Raw genomic sequence first — 19,108 nt, forward strand, 5'->3', positions numbered from 1 at the left:
AGCGAGGCTCCACGTCTCTCCGCACTTTGGAGCGCGCAGCAAGCTCTCGGAGAAAGTGGCGACAAGCGCAGCGAGGCTCCACGTCTCTCCGCACTTAGGAGCGCGCAGCAAGCTCCGCAATCATCCTTTGGAGCGCAAATGCAAGCTCCAAAGCCAACGCACTACTCTCGCAGTAGTCCATCATTCGGAGAAAAGTGGCGACAAGCGCAGCGAGGCTCCACGTCTCTCCGAGAAAATGGACGTCTCCCCCGCACCAGCCCCGCTCAGACCGCTCGTCGGTTGCTCCGCGCGCAGGCGGGTGTCCAGAGGGCTGCAGCCCTTGGGATCCCCCTTGGAAAGGGGGACTTAGGGGGATCGACTCCCATTAAAAAAGCCCCTGCCGGGGCTGTGACGCTAATAACATTCGTATAAGTCCTTGAATTATGCGATCAGCACTTGAATTTCCATCTCGCCGATGCCATCCATAATGAGCGGAACTGCCAACGCGCGACTAGCGCCGGTTGCCGATGCAAAATGAGTTCCCATAATCTTCGGAGGCGTAATATCGACATGCACGCCCTGATTGTACAACATCGTGCTCGCGTTGCCGCTGATCATATTGCCCAGTTCGGATATCGCGCTCTTGCCCATATCGTCGATTTCCGTAATCGCGTATCCGCCCATCATCGCGGAAATAATTCTCAACGCGACCGATTCGCTTAATCCGAAAACGATATCTCCGGTCATATGTCCCGTTAGTCCGATTTGTATCCAAACGTGGTTTTCTGCGAATTTGATATCCCGGATAGAGAGCTGGCCGGTGCTGGGGCGGATTTGGACCATCTGTTCGATAACCATTCGCGCGGACTCCAAAAATGGGTTGATGTACTCAGCCTTCATGCCTGAACGCGCCCCTTTTCCTGCTTGGATTGAAACCGCTAGCCGTAACTGCTTTCCCCCATTATACTGAAATCATAGGTACAAGTACACTGATTTTTGTCAAAGGGGGTAGAACATTGCCGAATATTTGGGCCCATATTCAATTCGGGAAAGAAGTCTTAACGACTATGCGGGCAACCGGATACCTGGATGACCGAGCATGGAAAAACGCGTTTCAACTCGGCTGCCAAGGACCCGATTTTTTGTTTTACGATCATTTTTTGCCGTGGCAGAAACCGACTCCTCTCAACAAGCTGGGCTCGCAGATGCATAACGTCCGGTGCGGCCCTTTTCTCCTCTCCTTATTCCAAGAGGTTAAGAATCGCGATATGAAGGATCCTGCAGTCGCTTACACGATCGGATTTCTTCTTCACCATATCCTGGACAGACATCTCCATCCCTACGTATTCAGCCGTTCCGGCTTTAAGAAATGGCACCATCAGCGTTTCGAAACGGCGATGGATTCCGTCATTCTCCTGAAGCGGGCAGGAGTGAATACCGGACTGACGTCCGTCATTCCCGAAATCGATACGGCGGGCCGATTGCCCGGTGGCTTCGCCACCGATTTCCTGCGGGTCGTATCCCTTCATTATCCCGTGCTCGCCGGCTTAATCACCGCGGAGCAGCTTGATTATGCCGTTGCGCAATTGATGAAGGCCCAGCGCCTGTTCTTCGACCCGTCCGGTTGGAAAAGCAAGCTGCTCTTCGGCCAGATCGAACCGTTCTCTCCGCCTCGCCGTTTGCCCGAGTGGGACGTGCTGAACGAAGCCCGCCAGCCGTGGATCGATCCGACCGACCGTACGGTCCTTCACCGTGAAAGCGCGATGGACTTATGGGATCGCGCCCTCGAGGATGCCAACGCGACGACCGCAGCAGGTATTGCTTGGTTGAAAGCCGAGCCGGGAGAAGAAGCGGATCACACTAAGATCGAATTTATAAATCTGCTTCAAGACATTTCATATGAAACCGGACTCCCATGCGATCGGGGAAGAATTACGTACGCGGATTCCATCGTCCCGGCATAACGCTTGAACGCGTCTAGCCGATCGCGCGCTCTGCTTCCCGTTCCCCTTTGGCGGTATCGACGAAAGTCAGCAGGATCATGCCCATCACGAAGAAAAATGCGACGGCTAGAATCGCCAAGCGGCTGGAATCGCTGAATACTTTAACTAGCGCGAAGACGAGCGGTCCCCCGAACGAGAAAAATCGGCTCGTGAACGAGAGGAAACCGTTGTATTCGGCAGCTCTGTCTCCCGGGATCAAGCGGCTATAGATCGATCGCGCAGTCGCTTGAGAGCCTCCCTGCACGAGGCCGACGAGGCCGGCGAGGATATAGAAGTGCGTGGCATTTTCCATGAAAAACCCAAGAATGACGATGACGATGTAAATAGCCTGCGAAGCGTAAAGCATTCTCTTCGGTCCCCAGCGAACGGCTAAACTGCCGAATAAGTAAGAGGCCGGAAAACCGATGAATTGCGTTAACAGCAGTGCGGTGATCAGCGAGCTTGTCTCTATTCCGATCGTGGTCCCATAGCTCGTGGCCATAACGATTACGGTGTTCACGCCGTCGAAGAAAAACCAATATGCGATCATGAACTTCCACAATTCCGGATATTGCCGAATCTGGGAGAAGGTTGTCCGAAGCCGATGCATACCCTCGCGCACATGCTTCGCCGCGCTTAGCCGAACGGCGGGCTGCGGCACCTTCACGTTGCGGAAGATCGGGATGGAGAAGATCAGCCACCACAGGCCTACCGTCAGGAACGATAGCTGAGAGCCGCCCGTGCTATCCTTAAGTCCGAACAACTCCGGACTCTGTATGAACAATATATTCAGTGCCAGCAATACTCCTCCGCCCAGATATCCCATCGCAAACCCTCGGGCGCTTACTTTCTCCCTCATACCCGGCGAGGAAATGTCGTTAAGCAGCGCATCGTAGAAGGTATTCCCGGCACCAAAGCCGATCATTCCGAAGACGACTAGCGCCGAGGCGAACAAGACGTCTCCATTTCCCGGCAATACGAGCAACATGCTGGACAATGCGCCTATAATCGCGAACATCCCTAGAAACTTAAGCTTAAACCCCGAGTAATCCGCTATCGCCCCGAGAAGAGGCGACAGCAATGCCACCACGATCGCGGCAGCCGTCTGCGTGAAGCCCCAGTCGGAATCCGTGCCTCCGATCGCATCGATATAATAAATCGGCATGACCGCCGCCATGATCGTCGTGGCAAACGCGGAATTCGCCCAGTCGTACATGACCCATGATCTAATCGTCTTCCTATCGTCCCGCACTTCATCCGCTCCTTCGCCTATTTTTCGCTTATGCGGAAACATTCGACGGTTGTGGGCGAATTCCTGTGGGCGCAATTAACCAACAACCGCTATTACTTAAATTTAATATGAAATTTACATTGCGCTATGGCGCTGATAACTGCAAATCCGCTGAACGAAGAAAATCCCTCGGATAGTCGCGTAAATCGACTCTCCAAGGGATTTTCGTTTCGTTATTACGCCTCTTCGGATGGAGAAGCTTCGCGCTTCCCTTCGGCCAGCCGCCCGTTCTCGGCGTCCGTCAGCAGATCGCGGATCCAATCCCGCTCCGTTTCGCTGAAGCGCAGAATGCCGCGAATCATATGCACGGCACCGGGGGGAAGCCAGCTTCCCTTCAGCTCGAGCACGTACTGAATATGCGCGATTCTTGCTTCGCACGACTCCAGTTGTTTCCGCGCGAGTTCCGCCAAGCGATCCGAATCTCCATGCCGGGCGAACGGCAACGCGATGAATATCGGATGCGTCGGATACGCCGGCTGTTCCATTTGCTCGTAAAGCTCGTCGAGGAACGAGGCCTTTCCTTTTTCGGTAATCCGGTACACCGTCTTATCCGGTCTTTTGTCCCCGGGGGAGGGGATGACCTCGAAAGCCTCGATCAAGCCGCCTTCCCGCAATTGATCGACCGCGTAATACAGTGATCCATCCCGCAGTTTGAAGGTCAAATGCCAGTTCCGTTCCTTGATCGTTTGACGGATCTCGTACGGATGCCGATCGCTTTCCATCAACAATCCCAGAATGATCAGCTTCATCGACATGGGTTACTTAACCCCCGTGGTAAGACGGCTCCGGTTTGCCGACGCCTTCGGCCTTCGGACCTTGCGATCCCTGAGAACCGGGCGTGCCTTTCGGACCTTGCGGTCCGGACGACCCCTGTTGTCCCGGGTTCGTTTTCTCCATTCGGGCATTGCCCATGAGGATGACGAATACGAATGCGATTATCGGCAGAAGCACCGACCATTGGAAAATATAGATGATCGAATCCCCCAGCTTTCCTAGCAGTTCGTTTACGATAGTCGGTGACAAGCCCATCTGGGCTTGAATCGTAGGATCGAGCAGCGCTTGCCCTCCCTTGATCTGTTCGGCCATCTGCGGGCTGATATCGGGAAGCGCCTGAACGCCTTGCTGGAATTCATGCTTCTGAAGGGTACCGAACACCGTCACGCCCAATGCCGAACCGATGGTTCTGAAGAACGTAATGAGCGAAGATGCCGAGCCTTTGAACTGAGGAGGAACGGAATTAAGAGTCGAAATGTTAAGGAGCGAGAAGGAAACTCCCATTCCAAGTCCGACGATGACCATGAAAAAAGTAATCAACAGACGGCTAGTCGACTCATCCATAACGAATCCGAGCAGGAACGAACCGACGAGCAGCGTCAGCGCAGAGAGGATCATCACATCCCGGTATCTGAACCTGATCGCTATTCTTCCGCCGATCTGGGCGCTAATGACAACGCCGAGCATCATCGGGGTGAGCACGGTGCTCGTTTCCGTAGCCGTCTTATGGAAGACGCCTTGGATGAAAATCGGAATGTACGTTGCGCTTGCCATCATGACCGCCCCGTACAGCAAGCTGATACCCATGCTTCCGGTAAACAAGCGCCGTTGGAACAGGCTTAACTTGATAATCGGATCCTTGGCGACCCTTTCCACTAATAGGAAAGCGATCAACATAACGACGGATCCCGCGAATAACGAAATGGTCTTCGCCGAATCCCACGCCCATCCATCCGATCCGCCCAGCTCCAGACCGAACATCAAGCAGAGGATCGCTCCGGTCAGCAGTATGGCTCCCGCCCAATCGATGACTTGTTTTTTGGTCACCTTAGACTCGTGATAAGCACGCATGATGAATATGATCGCAAGAATTCCGATGGGCACGTTGATGTAGAAAATCCAGCGCCAGCTGAGATTATCGGTAATCGTCCCGCCTAAGATCGGTCCGAATACGCTCGATAGTCCGAACACGGCTCCGAATAACCCCATCATTTTGCCCCGCTTCTCGGCCGGGAACAGATCGAATATGATCGTGAACACGATCGGCATCAACGCGCCGCCGCCGATCCCTTGAATGGCGCGGTAAATAATGAGCTGATCCATGTTCTGCGCCGTCCCGCAGAGGATAGAGCCGATTAAGAACAGCGCCAAACCCATTAGGAAAAATCTTTTACGACCGTACATATCCGAAAGCTTGCCGAAAATCGGCGTAGAGACGACCATCGCGATCATGTAGGCGGAATAAACCCATATAAAGCTTTCGAAGCCGCCTAATTTCTTAATGATGGTAGTCATCGCGGTGGAAACGATCGTCTGGTCCAACGCGGCCATGAATAGGCCGAGTAACAGACCCGCTACCACCAGCTTGGTATTGCTTTTTTTCACGTCCATAATCTTACGACATCCTTTCTGAATAACGATCGAACCTTCTAAGTACTCAAATTTGATTACCCAATCGCTATTATACTCAAATTTGAGTATCTTTCAACCCTTTGCTCCGAAATAAATAATCCCCTATAATAAAACCAATGACAAATCCTTTTTATATCCTTTAGAATCCATGATAAATTTATTCAATCTACGGAGGCGATCAGGTGAACATTAGCCAATTGGAGACCTTAGTCACGATATCCAAGACGCTAAGCTTCCGCAAAGCCGGGGAAGTATTGAACTTAACTCAGCCCGCCGTTTCCGCGCAGATCAAAAGCTTGGAGGACGAATTCAAGGCCATTCTCGTCGATCGCAATCATCCCGTAACCTTGACCGACCGGGGCCAAGTATTCCTTGATCACGCCGAGCAAATATTGGCCGTCGTGGAGCAATTGAAGCAAAAGCTATCGGATCTGAACCAAATCCCCCAAGGCCATATCGTGCTTGGAACGACGACCTCAATCGCGATTCAAATTTTGCCGAGGGTGCTTTCCTATTTTCAGAATCAATTTCCGCTTATTAAAACAAGCATCTTATCGATGACCTCTACGCAAGTGCTCTCCAGCGTCGAGAACGGCACCGTCGACATCGGAATCTGTTACTTGACGGTTAGAAGCCCTCAAGTCGAAACGTCGATTCTCTATTACGATACGTTCGAATTCGTCGTAGCCCCGCAGCATCCTCTAGCTTCGTCGAAGCGGATTACGATTTCCATGCTAAAGGATGTTCCGCTCATTATGTTATCGCCGGACACGCTCGGTCGCCGTTTCGTCGACCGCATCTTCAGCGAGCATGGCCTGGAGCCGAATATCGCCATGGAGCTCGGAAGCAGCGAAGAAGTCAAGCGGATGGTGGAGCTCAACATGGGAGCCGCCGTCGTGTCGAAGCTATCGATCGCCAGCGAGCTGCGACGCGGTACGCTGAAGATGATTTCGGTTACGGAGCTCGAAGTCAGTCATCCCGTCGGAGTCATGACCAAATCCGGCCGATACGTGAACAGCGCGATGCGACAGTTCCTTAACGATTTGAAAGGCATGCCCGAGGATCAATTTATCGGCAGCGAATAACGATAGATCGAGGAGTGAAGACATGAAATTCGATTTGCATACGCACCATGACAGATGCGGGCATGCGTCCGGTAAGATCGACGATTACATCTCGGCCGCTATCCGGGCCGGCATGCAGGTTATCGGAATATCCGACCACTCGCCATATTTTGCTCATGAACACGATCAACCTCAACCCGGCATCGCCATGGCTAGAAGCGACTTCCCTAACTACGTAGCGGAAGTTCTGCGGCTTAAAGACAAATACAGGGACAAAATCGAAGTGCTGCTCGGAGTCGAGTCCGACTTCTATGTCGATCAAATCGATTTGTACCGTTCCTCCTACGAGCCTTATCCCTTCGATTACATCATCGGATCCGTTCACCAGACCCGGGGCGTCAGCATCTTCAATCGCAACAGATGGAACGGCAAAGAAACGGAAGAACAAATCGAAGAGAAAAAACATTATTACGAGCTAATCCGGCAATCCGCCCACAGCGGGCTGTTCCAGGTGCTTGGTCATATCGACGCGATGAAGGGCTACTTCCCTCTCTTCAGCAACATTACCGGCGCGGAAGAGGAAATCGACGAAGCGCTTAAAGCCGTCGCTGCCAACGACATCTCCATCGAAATCAATACGAGCGGGAAGACGAAATATTGCGGAGGCTGGTATCCATCCGACGTTATATTGGAGCGAGCCCATCACTTCGGCGTCGACGTCACTTTCGGATCGGACGCCCACGTGCCCGACCGCGTAGGCGAAGATTGGGAATTGGTGCAGAAGCGTTTGCGTGAAATCGGCTTTAGTCGCTGGGTGTTTTTCCGGCAGAAACAGAAGGTCGTCGTATCTTTGTAGGTTGCGCTACATATCTCGTAAAAAGAAAAACCTTCAAGTCCGTCAAAAGCGGTGAACTTGAAGGTTTTTTGCGGTTTTATCGAGCTATCAGAATGCTTTCCGATAGAAAAAAAAGGAAGCCCGCCATCGGTGGCAGGCTTCAATCATATGAAAAAAGGGGGTCTTGTTTATTATCTTATCCAACCACTGCAACAGGCGGATGACAGGAATGTTTCAATTGTGTAACAAAAGCTTTCATAACCTTTAAGGCAAGTCTATCAGTAAAATGCTGGCGCCTTCCGGACTTACGATCGTCAACTCGGAAACGTCCGTGATCCTCGCGGCATCTCGCCGTCCGAGCTCATGCATTCCGTTTAAGCTGATATCGCCTTCGAGCACGAAGAGAAACGCTTTCCTCCCTGATGGTTGCGAAAAGGTTAACGGTTTATTCACGGATAGCTCCGATAGATAAACGGTCATATCCTGATGTACTCGTGCGACTTTTCCTTCGACCCCGTTAACGGAGGCAACCGGAACAAGAACGTCCGCCAGCCTGTCTTTGTCGAACTCCGTCGTCTCATACGAAGGAGTCACGCCCTTCTCGTTCGGTACGAACCACATTTGCAATAAATCGAGCTGTTCCTCTTTGGAAATATTGAATTCCGAATGGAAAACCCCAGTCCCCGCGGACATCCGTTGAATGCCGCCCCAAGTCGTCTCCGCTATGTTGCCCAAGCTATCCCGATGCTCCAATCTACCTCTTAGGACGATCGTCACGATCTCCATCTCTCGGTGCGGATGCATGCCGAACCCTTGCGCCGCCGCTATGGAATCGTCGTTCATCACTCTCATAGGTCCGAATTGCATGTAATTAGGATCGTAGTAATCCGCGAACGAAAAGCTGAAATTCGATTTTAACCAGCCGTTGTCCGCGGAATAACGCTCGTCAGCTCGTTGAATGGCAATCATGGCTTCACGCCTCCTTGTTTCGTTCAGTTTACCCAAATTGCGTCGATAGAATAGTCACCAGGCCCGATAAGCGCCACGGCAATGGCGACTGCAATAAGCACGAGATTGTATTCGTATCCGTTCTGGGTAACCCATAATCCGTGCTTCCCATGTACTTTAATAATTGAAATCAGCATGATGAGGACTAGCAACGCGGCGGCTAATGGAGTCAACAATCCGACCGCGAACAGCAAGCCGCCTACGAGCTCCGAAAGTCCTGCCAGTATGGCCATCGTTCGGCCGGGCTTTAATCCGATCGATTCGAAGAATCCTCCCGTGCCCGCAATACCGTAACCGCCGAACCACCCTGCTAATTTCTGCATCGCATGTCCAGCGAATAATAAACCGACAATGACTCTGAGTATCAATAATCCCCATTCCATCATAACCCACGTCCTTTATTTTGTTTAGCAAGATGTTGTTCCCGCTTGAAAAATAATAATATTGTAACTTACTTTTGTCAAGTAACTATATTAAATTTTAGTCACACTTACTTTTCTGAAGTGAGTATGCTAATATAGGATCAAAGGGGGAATCGGTATGGACTATTCCAAAATGTGCCCCAAGTACGAGTCAGCAGCCGAACTGCTGGGCAAAAAATGGACGGGGCTCATCATCCGAGTACTGCTCGGAGGACCCAAACGGTTTAAGGATATTAAAGAGCAAATTCCCGATATGAGCGACAAAATGCTGACCGACCGCATGAAAGAGCTCGAAGCCAGCGGAATTCTTACTCGAACCGTGTATCCCGAAATGCCGGTGCGCATCGAATACGAGTTAACCGAAAAAGGCCAACATTTGGATGAAGTCATTCATTCCATTCAAAATTGGGGCGAAAATTGGATGTAATCAGCCATAGATCATCCATTAACGAAAGAGCTGCCCGTCAAGTCGCAATCGACCTGACGGGCAGCTCTTTCTCGTTCATGCGAAGTATTCTATTTGAACCGATTGACCGCCTGCTCCAGCTCCCGAATGCGGTCCGACAGCGATCCCATCGCGTCCGCGACCTTGCGAACGGAGATCATCTGGGACTCCGCAATGCCGGCGACGTCTTGCGAGCGTTCCGCGCTCGATTCGGAGATGGCATCCGATTGGCCGACCAACGTCGATAGCTCTTCGACTTGGGCGCCAACTTCTTGGCCTGCGGCGGCGATGTCCCGAAGCTCGCCTTCGATGGCCTCGATTCCCGAAGCGATGTCTTGGAATGCATTACCCGCCGCACGGACCCATTCCGTGCCGCTCTGCACTTCGCGATATCCGTCCTCGGTTCTTCTCAGTACGGATTGAATTCCCGTTTGAATGTCTGTTACCTCTTGCCTGATTTCGGATGCGGTCAAGTCAGCCTGCATGGCAAGCTTCCTTACTTCGTCCGCGACGACCGAAAATCCCTTTCCATGCTCGCCGGCTCTGCTGGCCTCGATGTTGGCGTTCAGCGCAAGCAAATTCGTACGGTAAGCTATTCCGGATATCGCTTCGACCATTTTGCCGATTTGTTCCGACTTCTCTTGAAGCTCGTGCGCATCGCGAACCGAGCTTTCGACGGATGACGCGATTTTCCCCATCTGTTCGACGGCGCGATGGACCGTATCGTTCCCATCTCCCGCTTGTTTGGTCGCTTGCTCGGCCACTGCGGCTACCGAGGTCGTACGATCGCTGATAATGTTCATGCTGCCGAGTATTTCCCGGGTAACTTCGGCTCCCCGCTTCATTCCTTGCGCCTGCGAATCGGCTCCGGCAGCCACTTCCCGCATCGATTCCGCGATTCTGTTCGCGCCCTCCGCCGCGAAATCCGCTTCGGCGGTCAAATGGCCTGCTGCCGTCGAAGAGTCGGCTGCCGTCGTGCGAATGCCCGAGACAAGATGCTTTAGCTGCCCTACCATATCTTGCAGGGATCGCGCGATCGACCCGATTTCATCCTCCCTGTTCTTCACTTTGTCCGGCAACAAAACCGATAGATGACCCAAGGATACTTCATGAAGAAAAGCATCGAATCTAACGAGCGGTACGATAATTCTTCTGCGCAGCACGACGGCGATCAAGAGTATCAGCACGACAGCCATCACCGCTGCGATTCCGCTTAGTCGGACCATCTCCGTCTGTACGGTGCCGCTCGCCTCCGCGGGTACGGAAACGATCATCTCCGCGACAGAGACACCCGACATGCCCGGATGACCCGATATCACCTCGCTAGATCTCGAACCTCCTTTACCGCCGGTCCGGAAATCCGGTTCACCGCCTACGGCCGGAAGCTCCCCGTTGCTCGCTTCTCCGATCAAGGCCAACGTTTCCTCATTGCTGGCGAGCTTCTGCCCTTCAAGCGAACGAATGGCAATTCCCGCGTTCAATATCGTACCGATCCCTTTCATCGCCTCGTCGCTTAATAGCTGTCCGAAAATCAAAATTCCCGAGGAAGCTTCCGTCTTCTTCTCGTCCGTGATTTGCGAAGCCGCAATGACCGCCAGCCCCTTGGAGGTCTGTATCATGCCATAGACGTCGGGTGTTTGCCTGACCTTCTCGACGATCGAGCCGTCCTTGAGCTTGCCCGTGAATTCCGGGATATCTCCCGCTTGCGACATCACGTTACCATCGTTATCCACGGTCGCCAGGAAACTGAGGCCCGGGATAATTTCCAGAGATATATTTACGTTTTCCTCGATCCATGCGATATCCTTCCTGTTCACCGCATCCAGATTGTCCTTCCACTTCGCGTTCGTGATAGCCGAGCCCGACAAATGCTCCCCAAGCTGCTCTAGCAGTCTATGGGCGGAATCGCTGACCTCCAAGGCATGCGCTTTCTCTATTTCGCGTAAATCCGAGCTTAACGTGTCGTAGTACAGCCATCCCACGCAACCTAGCGGAAGCATGAGCATGACGACCATTAATAACATGACTTGAACGCGCAAATACCCCCAAAAACGTCGGCCTTTAACCATACAAGAAACAACCCCTTTAAAACAGCTTCTATTTTCATTTGACAGTCACCCATCATTTTCCTCTTCTTATTCGACAATATCTAGCATTTTTCCACAATATTCGAAAAATAGATTGACGAATAAAGAAAAGTTTACAACTTTGATACATGTCGATATAACGGGGTTACATCATTCTCTTACTCTACTAATCAGAAGCTAAGTTCTGAAGGAGCGAGATGAATGAAGAAGAGTTTGGTTATTGTCGTCGTTATCGGAGTTATCGTCACAGCAGGCTTATGGTCCAAGGTGGATGCCTTGACTCACCCGAAGTCGGATGAACTTCCTATCTCTCAGCCTTCCGGCTCTCCATCGGATGAACCGTCGGAATCCCCGTCTTCGTCCGATACGCAAACGGACGAGCCATCAGTCGAGCCGTCTCCTTCGGGGACGAATCCGGTACAATCCGAGCCTCCGGAGTCAAGCAAACCACCCGTCGAGCAGGTAGATCCCCCGCTTGAAAATTCCGAATTGAACGCCCTGTTGGTGGCTAACTTACCCGATTCGAACGTCAAGACAGACAAGCAAGGGCTTGCCATCGTTACGAATACTTCAAGCCTTCTCGCCGTCGTTAACAAGAAGCGGAATTTGCCGTCGACTTATACGCCGAGCGACTTGGTCATTCCCGACGTCGAGTTCTCTTTCTCCGGCGACTCGCCGAAGAAACAAATGCGCAAAGAAGCGGCCGAAGCGTTGGAGTCGCTATTTAAAGCGGCGAAGGAAGACGGCTTCACTTTGAAAGCCGTGTCCGGTTACCGTTCATACGCTTCGCAGAAATCCATATTCGAGAACAATGCGGCAATTAAAGGCGAGGAAGTCGCAAACCGCACGAGCGCCCGCCCAGGCCAAAGCGAGCATCAAACCGGCTTGGCGATGGACGTGTCGAGCGCAAGCGCCGATTATGCTCTTGAAGAGAACTTCGGCGAAACGAAAGAAGGCAAATGGTTGGCCGAGCACGCTGCCGAGCACGGGTTTATCATTCGTTTCCTGAAGGGTAAAGAGTCCATAACGGGTTATTCTTACGAGCCTTGGCACGTACGTTACGTAGGTAAAGACGTCGCGAAGGAAATCGCCGATAAAAAATTAACGCTAGAGCAATATTTCGATGCCGTTGCTGCCGATAATATGTAGATGTCATAAACCACTGAATTAGGTGAATCGATGAACAAACGAATTCTGGTAGCCGACGACGAACCGGGGATCGCCAACCCGATCTCCTATGCGTTCCGCAGAGAAGGGTATGAGGTCGAAACCGTTTACGACGGCCAAGCCGCTCTGGATACAGCCCTCAGCTTTAAGCCCCATGTCATCGTGCTCGATGTCATGATGCCCAAGCTGACGGGCTACGAAGTATGCCGCAAGCTCGATAACCGCGCCAACATGGGAATCATTCTGCTTACGGTCAAGAACGATATCGTGGATAAGATCGTCGGCTTGGAGATGGGCGCGGACGATTACATGACCAAACCCTTCGACATGCGGGAATTGATTGCCAGGGTTAAAGCGCTGCTTCGCCGTCTGGAGCAAAAAACACCTGACGTCGAGACGCTCGCGTGGGGTTCGCTGGTCGTGCATCTCAAGCTGAGATCCGTGCTCGTAGATAGCTTACCGGTCGAGCTCACGCCCAAGGAGTTCGACCTGCTTGCGCTGCTGCTCTCCAATCCGGAACGCGTATATACGAGGGATGATCTGCTGGATGCCGTATGGGGGATGGAATACGCAGCGGGTACGAGAACGGTCGACATCCATATGCAGCGTTTGCGCAAAAAGCTGGGAGAAACGGGACAGCGTCTGTTGCAAACCGTTTTCGGAGTCGGATATAAAGCGGTCGGAGCCGGAACTTCTTCATGACCACCGTTAGCATCAAAATCAAATTCAGTTTTTTTCTCGCCGTCCTTTTGTTATTAACCGTGCTCGTTCTTAGCATCTTCGTACTAAGAGGGATACAGGATCAACAGAAGGTTCGAATGGAAAAGGAACTTCTGCAGCAAACGAGGATCGCCAATCTGAGTATTAAACAGGCTTATTTAACTTCCACTCCGATCGAAGCGCAAACCTTCCTTCGCACGCGCGGTCAGCAATTCGCTTTGGATTTGGCCGTTTACTCCGGGCTGCATGTCGTCCTTTACGACAATTCCGGCAACAAGGTCGGCGATTCCGTCCCTTTGAGCTCCCATTACGACGTCGAACAAACGTTAACCTACGCCATCGAAGGCAAGATCGCCTATCAGAGGGAAGGCGAGTCGCTGTTTTATTTGACCCCGCTGCAAGGCCCCAAGCAACAGATGGGCGTTATCCAATTCCAATATTCGTTAACCGAGGATAACAAATTTTACGATACGATCGCCAGGCTCTTCATTGTAACCGGAGCCGCCGTCCTGGCCGCGAGCTTCGTGCTCGGATACCTCTATTTCCGGCGGGCAACGTCGGCAATCATCGCGCTTAACCGATCTGCCGAACAGATTCGCAGGGGGCAATTTCTTTCTTCTTCTCCGTTGAAACGCAAAGACGAGCTAGGGCAGCTCAGCCAAGGTATTTACTACATGAGCTCCGAAATCCAATACAGCATGACCGCCATGCTCGAAGAAGAAACGAAGCTGCGGCAGGCGGTCGAGAAATTGCAGAAGCTCGAGCAACAACAGAAGCAATTCATCGGTAACATCAGCCATGAATTCAAGACGCCGCTCACTTCGATTAAAGCTTACGCGGAGCTCATGGATATCTATCGGGACGATTCCGCTTTGCAAGAAGACGCCGTCCAGCGCATTCGCTTAGAAACCGAAAGGCTGCACGAGATGGTCGAGATGATTTTACGGCTTGCCGCGCTCGAGAAGTACGAGTTCGAATATCAGGCGGAACGCGTGGAAGTTCAAGAGCTTCTCCTTGGTCTGATCGACAGGATGAAAGCCAAAGCCGAGAGATTCGACGTCGCGATCGAGTCCAAGCTCGAGAAAGTCGCCATATGGGCCGACCGCGAAAGCATGGTGCATATTCTGATCAATCTGTTGGATAACGCGATCAAGTATAACGTACCCGGCGGACGGATTATCGTGACGAACCGACTCGATAACAACCGGGTCGTTATCGATATCGCGGACACCGGCATCGGAATTCCCGAGGAAGCCCGCGATAAAATATTCGAGCCCTTCTACACGGTCAATAAGGATCGTTCCCGGGGGAGCAGCGGTACGGGACTTGGCTTGGCGCTGGTCAAGCAGTTGGTCGACAAACACCATGGAACGATCGAAATAGCGGACTCGGAAGAAGGAACTCTTTTCAGGCTAACGTTTCCTTGTCTCAATCATTCCTTATTGAAGGAGGGTCTCCAATGAAAGTAAGAACAACGCTTCGCTGGATAGTTCCCCTCGCTCTTCTTTTCTTATTCGGATGCCAACAGATGAACGTACCCGGCAGCTCTACCCTGGACACTACCGCCAAGAAGATTACCGTCATAGACAATCCCGAAGATTCTTCTTACGATGAGTCCCTCGTCAATACGCTCGTCAAGCTGGACGACGTAAGGGGAATGGATTGGCTCAGCGAGGAGGAAATTCTCGTAGACCGCGAGAATCGCGAGACCGGAACGCCGGAGAAAATCGAAGGCGGAGAGTGGTATCCTCACAACATCTACATCCAATCTCTGCAGACTGGCACTCAAACCCCTCTCTTGGCAGCGAACGAGCACCAAGGTTTTGCTCAGGTGAGTCCGGACAGAATGCGGGTCTTCTATAAAACGTTCTATTCGCAAAGTAATACCGGGAAAGGTTATTTTCTTGATCTTACTTCGATGAAGGAGAAAGCTTTTACGGAAGAGGATGCCATGGAAGTGCAGAGCGGCCGCTGGATCGACAACGATTCAGTCGTATATGCGACGATCGACGGCAAAATTTATATGGCAAGCGCGGATAGCCACGAGCAACCCCGATTGCTTCTGGACAGCGCGATCCCCTTCGTGAACAACGTTGCGTACATGGACGGCATGTTGTACTATTCAGCCTTGAAGGGAACGCTTTTCGCGAATACTCTAACGGGCAAGTCCGTAGCGTTGCCGATTAACAACGTCGTTTGGATGGTCCCGTCTCCGGACGAGCAACGCCTGGCAGTCGTTAATAGAACAAAAAGCGGGCGGATGGAGCTGCTTATAACCGATCTGCAGGGAAATGTCTTGAAGGCGATCGCGCAGGATAACCAAATCTACGGCACGGCTTGGTCTCCCGACGGCAACAGTATCGCTTACGCGGGCATAACGGACAACGGTACCGTAAGAGGCATTTACTTGGCCGACTTGGTTACCGGGCTCTCTATGCCTCTTACCGTCGACGTTAAGTTTATAGCCGACCCGTTGCATTGGAGCCCGACCGGAACGCGTCTCATGGTCTCGACGACCCAGCCGGATGAGAAAAACAAGCGTAACCGATTCGTCACCTTCTTGCTTAGGGTTAATAGCAACGTCAGCGCATCTAAGGAAGCGACTGACCAATAATCGGAACCGTAACCCTTTGGTCGGATCGATACGAAGAACGTCCATTCCCTTTTCAATGGGGAGGGCGTTTTTTTATTTGATCTGATCGAAGCGAACAGCTACTCCGCGTATATACGCGATCATGAAAGCTCGGGATCCGGCTAAGCAAGCACAAATAGCCGCGCGAGGCACGCTTGTTCCGGTCATGAGCGTCATTTTCGGTAAAATAGCCGCGCGAGGCACGCTTATTCCGGTCATGAGCGGCATGTTCGGTAAAATAGCCGCGCGAGGCACGCTTATTCCGGTCATGAGCGTCATTTTCGGTAAAATAGCCGTGCGAGGCACGCTTATTCCGGTCTTGAGGGTCACTTTCGGCACAATAGCCGTGCGAGGCACGCTTATTTCGATTTGCACGCTTCATAGCCGGAAAAGCCGTTAAAAAAAACCGCCAAGAGGGGAAATCCCCTGCTTAGCGGTTCTCGAAGTTACATGCCGAGCCATTGCTTGAACATATGCTTCGTCGTGTCTCTGTTCATCGCGGCGATGGATGTCGTTAGCGGAATGCCTTTCGGGCAAGAGCGCACGCAGTTCTGCGAGTTGCCGCAGCCTTCGATGCCGCCTTCTTCCATCAACGCTTCCAAGCGCTCGTGCGCGTTCATCTCGCCTGTCGGATGTACGTTGAACAAACGAACTTGCGAGATGGCGGCCGGACCGATAAAGCTGTTCCGGTCGTTAACGTTGGGACATGCCTCAAGGCAAACGCCGCAAGTCATGCACTTGGATAATTCGTAAGCCCATTGACGTTTCGATTCGGCCAATCTAGGCCCCGGTCCGAGGTCGTAGGTTCCATCGATCGGAATCCATGCTTTGACTTTCTTCAGCGCCTTGAACATCCGCTCGCGGTTAATGACCAAGTCGCGGACAACGGGAAAAGTCGACATCGGCTCCAAACGAATCGGTTGCTCCAGCTTGTCGATAAGCGTGCTGCAAGCTTGACGCGGCTTGCCGTTGACGACCATGGAGCATGCGCCGCACACTTCCTCCAAACAGTTGGATTCCCAGCAGACCGGCGCCGTTTTCTCGCCGTTCGTCTTGACGGGATTCCGCTGAATTTCCATCAATGCGCTAATTACGTTCATATTCGGACGATACGGAACTTCGAATTCCTCCGTGAAAGGGGAGGCATCCGGACGTTCCCGGCGCGTAATAACAAATTTAACTTTGCGTGCCGCAGTCGTCGTGGTAGTCGTTCCCGCCATGGCTTAGCCCTCCTTCTTCTTGTTCGTGGAGTAATCGCGTTTCCGCGGAGCGATCAAGGATACGTCGATGTCCTCGTAAGTGATCTGAGGACCTTCGGCCGTCCATTTCGCTTTCGTGGTTTTCATGAAATTATCGTCATCGCGTTCCGTGAATTCCGGTTTGTAATGCGCGCCGCGGCTTTCGTTCCGCATCAACGCGCCCACCGTCATCGCCTCGGCAAGCTCCATCATGTTCCACAGTTGGCGGGTAAACGCCACACCTGTGTTGTTCCAACGGGCCGTATCGTTGATATTGATTTTCTGGTAACGCTGTTTAAGCTCTTTGATCTTGCCGATCGTTTCTTCGAGCTTCTTGTTGTAACGGACGACGGTCATGTTGTTCGTCATCCACTCGCCAAGCTCTTTGTGAAGCACATAAGCGTTTTCCGTACCGTCCATCTTCAAGATCGACTCGTATTTATCCGCCTGCTTGTTGCGTTCGCGCTCGAACACGCTCTCCGCAACGTCTTCCGCGGACTTCTTCAAGCCGCGAATGTATTCGATCGCTTTCGGTCCGGTGACCATGCCGCCGTAAATCGCGGACAGTAGCGAGTTCGCGCCAAGGCGGTTCGCGCCGTGATATTGGTACTCGCATTCCCCGCAAGCGAACAAGCCGGGAATGTTCGTCATCTGATTGTAATCGACCCACATTCCGCCCATCGAATAATGAACCGCCGGGAAAATCTGCATCGGTATCTTGCGAGGATCGTCGCCCATGAACTTCTCGTATATTTCGATGATTCCGCCGAGCTTAACGTCTAGCTCCTTCGGATCCTTATGCGACAAATCCAGGTAAACCTTATTCTCTCCGTCGATTCCGAGCTTCTGCTCTACGCAGACGTCGAAGATTTCGCGAGTCGCGATATCGCGCGGAACGAGATTCCCGTATGCCGGATATTTTTCCTCGAGGAAGTACCAAGGCTTTCCGTCCTTGTACGTCCAAATCCGTCCGCCTTCGCCCCGAGCGGATTCGCTCATGAGACGCAGCTTATCGTCGCCCGGAATAGCCGTCGGATGAATTTGGATAAATTCTCCGTTCGCGTAATAAACGCCCTGTTGGTATACCGCGCTCGCCGCCGTACCCGTATTGATGACGGAGTTCGTCGTTTTCCCGAAAATAATGCCGGGACCGCCAGTAGCTAAGATGACCGCATCCCCGCGGAACGTAACCGACTCCATCGAGCGAAGATCTTGCGCCGCGATTCCGCGGCACACGCCGTCGTCGTCGATGACGACGGACGTAAATTCCCAGTGCTCGAACTTCTGCACGAGTCCGGCCGCTTCCCAGCGTCGAACTTGCTCGTCCAACGCGTACAACAATTGTTGTCCGGTCGTCGCACCCGCGAAAGCTGTGCGGTGATACTGCGTGCCGCCGAACCTGCGGAAGTCGAGCAAGCCTTCCGGCGTACGGCTGAACATAACGCCCATCCGGTCCATCAGATGGATAATGCCCGGCGCCGCTTCGCACATCGCTTTAACCGGCGGTTGATTGGCCAGGAAATCCCCGCCGTATACCGTATCGTCGAAGTGCTCCCAAGGGGAGTCGCCTTCGCCCTTCGTATTTACCGCTCCGTTAATGCCGCCTTGCGCGCACACGGAGTGAGATCTTTTAACCGGGACTAGCGAGAACAGATCGACCCGCGCTCCCGCTTCCGCCGCTTTAATCGTCGCCATCAAGCCGGCAAGCCCGCCGCCGACGACGATCACTTTTTGAGTAGCCATTGTGTATGTTTTCTCCTCCCAAGTAAAACGGTTCCGCCGTCCTTGGACGGCAGTAAACGTTTGTATCGAGCTATCAGATGAGTATAAAG

At 52.5% G+C, this 19,108-nt stretch carries 18 protein-coding genes; 9 read left to right on the plus strand and 9 right to left on the minus strand.

Annotated features, from left to right (window positions below):
* Window positions 1–420: 420 nt before the first annotated feature.
* Complete coding sequence (locus DFP95_RS17810; protein WP_115994014.1) at window positions 421–879, minus strand: chemotaxis protein CheX; 459 nt, start codon at window positions 877–879, stop codon at window positions 421–423.
* A 116-nt stretch (window positions 880–995) separates the two neighbouring features.
* On the opposite strand from DFP95_RS17810, the gene DFP95_RS17815 reads away from it, so the two are divergent.
* Window positions 996–1,943, plus strand: a complete 948-nt coding sequence (locus DFP95_RS17815; protein WP_115994015.1) for a zinc dependent phospholipase C family protein — start codon at window positions 996–998, stop codon at window positions 1,941–1,943.
* A gap of 13 nt (window positions 1,944–1,956) precedes the next feature.
* Here DFP95_RS17815 and DFP95_RS17820 read toward each other — a convergent pair whose 3' ends face one another.
* The 3 genes from DFP95_RS17820 to DFP95_RS17830 all read right to left on the minus strand — a co-directional run bounded on the left by DFP95_RS17820 (window position 1,957) and on the right by DFP95_RS17830 (window position 5,637).
* Window positions 1,957–3,213 (minus strand): MFS transporter, encoded by a 1,257-nt coding sequence (locus DFP95_RS17820; RefSeq protein WP_245987716.1) that lies wholly within the window; start codon window positions 3,211–3,213, stop codon window positions 1,957–1,959.
* A gap of 215 nt (window positions 3,214–3,428) precedes the next feature.
* Window positions 3,429–4,007 carry a PadR family transcriptional regulator gene (locus tag DFP95_RS17825; protein ID WP_115994017.1) on the minus strand — a complete coding sequence of 193 codons (579 nt, stop codon included), beginning with the start codon at window positions 4,005–4,007 and terminating at the stop codon, window positions 3,429–3,431.
* 7 nt (window positions 4,008–4,014) lie between these two features.
* Window positions 4,015–5,637, minus strand: coding sequence for a DHA2 family efflux MFS transporter permease subunit (locus DFP95_RS17830; RefSeq protein WP_115994018.1), 1,623 nt, complete (start codon window positions 5,635–5,637; stop codon window positions 4,015–4,017).
* 203 nt (window positions 5,638–5,840) lie between these two features.
* On the opposite strand from DFP95_RS17830, the gene DFP95_RS17835 reads away from it, so the two are divergent.
* Together DFP95_RS17835 and DFP95_RS17840 are read left to right on the plus strand one after the other, a co-directional pair.
* A complete protein-coding gene (locus DFP95_RS17835; protein WP_115994019.1) occupies window positions 5,841–6,743 on the plus strand; it encodes a LysR family transcriptional regulator in 903 nt (300 codons plus the stop codon).
* Between the two features lie 22 nt (window positions 6,744–6,765).
* Window positions 6,766–7,578: a histidinol-phosphatase gene (locus tag DFP95_RS17840; RefSeq protein WP_115994020.1), complete on the plus strand. Its 813-nt coding sequence runs from the start codon at window positions 6,766–6,768 to the stop codon at window positions 7,576–7,578.
* A 243-nt stretch (window positions 7,579–7,821) separates the two neighbouring features.
* Here the strand turns inward: DFP95_RS17840 and DFP95_RS17845 are convergent, their stop codons facing one another.
* Together DFP95_RS17845 and DFP95_RS17850 are read right to left on the minus strand one after the other, a co-directional pair.
* Entirely contained in the window at window positions 7,822–8,526 is a 705-nt protein-coding gene (locus DFP95_RS17845) for a pirin family protein (RefSeq protein WP_115994021.1), read from the minus strand.
* 23 nt (window positions 8,527–8,549) lie between these two features.
* Window positions 8,550–8,951: a DoxX family protein gene (locus DFP95_RS17850; protein WP_115994022.1), complete on the minus strand. Its 402-nt coding sequence runs from the start codon at window positions 8,949–8,951 to the stop codon at window positions 8,550–8,552.
* Window positions 8,952–9,105: 154 nt separating this feature from the next.
* On the opposite strand from DFP95_RS17850, the gene DFP95_RS17855 reads away from it, so the two are divergent.
* Window positions 9,106–9,414, plus strand: a complete 309-nt coding sequence (locus DFP95_RS17855; protein ID WP_115994023.1) for a winged helix-turn-helix transcriptional regulator — start codon at window positions 9,106–9,108, stop codon at window positions 9,412–9,414.
* Window positions 9,415–9,503: 89 nt separating this feature from the next.
* Here DFP95_RS17855 and DFP95_RS17860 read toward each other — a convergent pair whose 3' ends face one another.
* Window positions 9,504–11,501, minus strand: a complete 1,998-nt coding sequence (locus tag DFP95_RS17860) for a methyl-accepting chemotaxis protein (RefSeq protein WP_115994024.1) — start codon at window positions 11,499–11,501, stop codon at window positions 9,504–9,506.
* 219 nt (window positions 11,502–11,720) lie between these two features.
* On the opposite strand from DFP95_RS17860, the gene DFP95_RS17865 reads away from it, so the two are divergent.
* The 5 genes from DFP95_RS17865 (at window position 11,721) to DFP95_RS17885 (ending at window position 16,438) form a co-directional block, all read left to right on the plus strand.
* The gene (locus DFP95_RS17865) at window positions 11,721–12,668 is read left to right on the plus strand and encodes a M15 family metallopeptidase (RefSeq protein WP_115994025.1); all 948 of its coding nucleotides are present in this window, start codon (window positions 11,721–11,723) and stop codon (window positions 12,666–12,668) included.
* A 30-nt stretch (window positions 12,669–12,698) separates the two neighbouring features.
* The gene (locus DFP95_RS17870) at window positions 12,699–13,388 is read left to right on the plus strand and encodes a response regulator transcription factor (RefSeq protein WP_115994026.1); all 690 of its coding nucleotides are present in this window, start codon (window positions 12,699–12,701) and stop codon (window positions 13,386–13,388) included.
* Window positions 13,385–14,869, plus strand: a complete 1,485-nt coding sequence (locus tag DFP95_RS17875; protein ID WP_115994027.1) for a sensor histidine kinase — start codon at window positions 13,385–13,387, stop codon at window positions 14,867–14,869. Before DFP95_RS17870 ends, DFP95_RS17875 begins: the two co-directional genes overlap by 4 nt.
* Window positions 14,866–16,020: a TolB family protein gene (locus DFP95_RS17880; RefSeq protein WP_115994028.1), complete on the plus strand. Its 1,155-nt coding sequence runs from the start codon at window positions 14,866–14,868 to the stop codon at window positions 16,018–16,020. Before DFP95_RS17875 ends, DFP95_RS17880 begins: the two co-directional genes overlap by 4 nt.
* 121 nt (window positions 16,021–16,141) lie before the next feature.
* Window positions 16,142–16,438 (plus strand): hypothetical protein, encoded by a 297-nt coding sequence (locus DFP95_RS17885; RefSeq protein ID WP_115994029.1) that lies wholly within the window; start codon window positions 16,142–16,144, stop codon window positions 16,436–16,438.
* A 46-nt stretch (window positions 16,439–16,484) separates the two neighbouring features.
* Here the strand turns inward: DFP95_RS17885 and sdhB are convergent, their stop codons facing one another.
* Complete coding sequence (gene sdhB / locus DFP95_RS17890; protein WP_115994030.1) at window positions 16,485–17,258, minus strand: succinate dehydrogenase iron-sulfur subunit; 774 nt, start codon at window positions 17,256–17,258, stop codon at window positions 16,485–16,487.
* Window positions 17,259–17,261: 3 nt separating this feature from the next.
* Window positions 17,262–19,019 carry a succinate dehydrogenase flavoprotein subunit gene (gene sdhA / locus DFP95_RS17895; protein ID WP_115994031.1) on the minus strand — a complete coding sequence of 586 codons (1,758 nt, stop codon included), beginning with the start codon at window positions 19,017–19,019 and terminating at the stop codon, window positions 17,262–17,264.
* Window positions 19,020–19,108 lie beyond the last annotated feature (89 nt).

Origin of the sequence: Cohnella lupini (assembly GCF_003386205.1) — a bacterium.
GTDB classification, from domain to species: Bacteria; Bacillota; Bacilli; order Paenibacillales; family Paenibacillaceae; genus Cohnella; species Cohnella lupini.